Here is a 2,310-nt window from a genome sequence, read left to right as displayed (position 1 = left end):
TATCTAACGATACTATATATATAAATTTGATTTCTGGTGAACCCACCACCTACTTTCAAGCTTTAAATTTCACTATTTTTCATTAGATTTCAAAATTACCAAATTTAAAACAATCTGCTTTTTAACAACGTCAAAGTGAAATTTAAATTCACTTTGACATAAATTTAAAATTTATACTCGATCTTCAAACCACCACTTATGCCATAGTTTTTATCGTTATCAAGCATGCCGTTTAACTGAGAAGAGAGAACTAAATTTTCGCTAAGCTTGGTATCTGAGTTTAAAGTAAGCTTATAGCTTAGCTTATTGTTATCAAGTTTGTAATCAACATACTCATTTGAATTATTAAGCGAAACATAAGATTTATCTTCTGAGTTATATACACTTTGTTTTACTAAAAATTGCACGCTAAATGCGTTTTTATCGCTGTTTAAAGCGTATTCTACTCCCGCTGCCACAGCCACATTAAAGTCATTGATGCTCTTTTGATCATATCGGTCATTTTTAAATCCATCAATGCCGTTAGTGCCAAGCTCTAGTGCTAGTAGAGGCTTTATGCTTTGCTCATACTCGCCACTTTTAGAGAGTGAAATTTTATATTTATAGTAGTTGCTTGAGAGTATGCCTCTGCCTTTTACGCTAGCTTTTTGCGCCTCATCTAGGCTGCGTTTTGAGTTTATAAAGGCGAAATTTAGATTACTTTGTATCTCATGAGAGCCTCTTTCAAAAAGCCCATACGCACCAAAACTATAAATTTTAGCATCATCTTTTAATATGTCTGAGCTAAATTTAGCCTTGCTTACTCCAGCGCTTACACCTAAGATAAACTCATCATAACCTCTGTCATAGCCGATATTTGTACCATAAAATTTAAGGTCGCCATCGCTTATTTTATCTTTAAAATAAGCACCATTTACATTTGCCCAGAAGTTGTTTCTCTCCCTGCTAGCTTCTGCTGCTTCATAAGCCATCTTCGCGCTTGGCATGATGTCACTTTCAAGTCCAGCTAGCTTAAACTGCGAGATATCAGCCTTTGCTCTTAACTGCGTGACCTGAAATAACCTAGAGTTCATCAGCTCGTTGCTGTTTTGCAAGGCTTTTATGCTCATTTTGAGCGAAGAAATAGAAATTTCTTTCATATCTTTATCTGCTTTTTGTGCTAGTTTTCTTAGCGCTTCATCGTCACCACTTGAGATTGCTTGCACAAATTCAGGCGTGCCTTTTAGCATGCTTAGGATTTTATTTTCTCTTTGACTAAATTTAGAAACCCTCTCTTGTACTATATTTGGCGAAACGGCTGGATTTTCTCCCTTTTTGTCACTTAGCTTCATCACGATCTTGCCGTCACTTATGGCATAGGTCATAAACAAATCCCCAAGTTTTTGCTCGTTGTTAAAGATAGCGCCCTCATTTATGATGCTTTGTGCGCTTACTAAAGTATATGTTTTATCAAGCGCCATGCCGCCTTTAAGTGCCGCAGTAAAATCAACATCAAATTTCATCCCAGCGCCAAGGGTTAAGACCTTTTTAAAGTCAAGTACTGGCTCATTTTCACTGCCAAAGTTCTTTATCTTTAGGCTCTTTTTTATGAGGCTATCAGGCTCAAAGCCAAGCTTTTGCGCGCCACTAACCTCTAAATTTTCTACCTCAAATTTACCATCTCCTAAGAGCACATCTTTAGCTAAAGGCGTATCTTTACCGTTTATAACTAGCTCTTTTAGCTTAGTTGCGCCTCCTCCTACTCTTAGCAGACTATCGCTATCCATGACGATTTTATTGTCAAATTTAACGTCTTTAACAAGTAAATTTTTACTCTCAATATCCTGGCGATACTTTAAGCCGTCATCATAGGTATTTGAGCCATCAAATTTATCGATATAGTGAGTTAGCTCGCCACTTAAATTTATGACCGAGTTTTTAGCCGTGATGTCGCCATTTAGCTTAGCATCTTTGCCTATGGTAAGCTCTGATGAGTTAAGCTTTATGCCATCTTTTGCACTAAATTTTCTCTCGTCCCAGTCAGGCTGAGAGAGTGTGGATGGGCGAGTTAGATCCATATAGGCTGGCTCGCTTAGACCAGCTGCGGCTATCTTGCTCTTTGCTAGGGGAGTTAAAACGCTAGCATCGCCAATGGCGTGCGTCTTTGGATGTCCTTGGAGCGTAACCTTGGCATTTTCTAGGCTCAAAGCACCATCAATGTCAAATCCTCCGTCAAAAACAAGCTCCTTGCCCTGCCCGCTATGTTTTAGCTCTATATTTTTATCGATACTTGCGTGAAATATCGTATCTTTGCCACTCTCACCGTTTATA

Annotated in this window: 1 protein-coding gene; it reads right to left on the bottom strand. The window is 38.2% G+C overall.

From position 1 onward, the window contains the following. Positions 1-164: 164 nt before the first annotated feature. Positions 165-2,310: autotransporter domain-containing protein (locus tag Q0296_RS01940; protein ID WP_298035975.1), on the bottom strand; the 2,146-nt coding region annotated here is incomplete at its 5' end.

This window comes from uncultured Campylobacter sp. (genome assembly GCF_937890585.1).
GTDB lineage: Bacteria > Campylobacterota > Campylobacteria > Campylobacterales > Campylobacteraceae > Campylobacter_A.
Note: the sequence above shows the minus strand (reverse complement) of the source record. Positions and strands in the feature narration are given on the sequence as shown.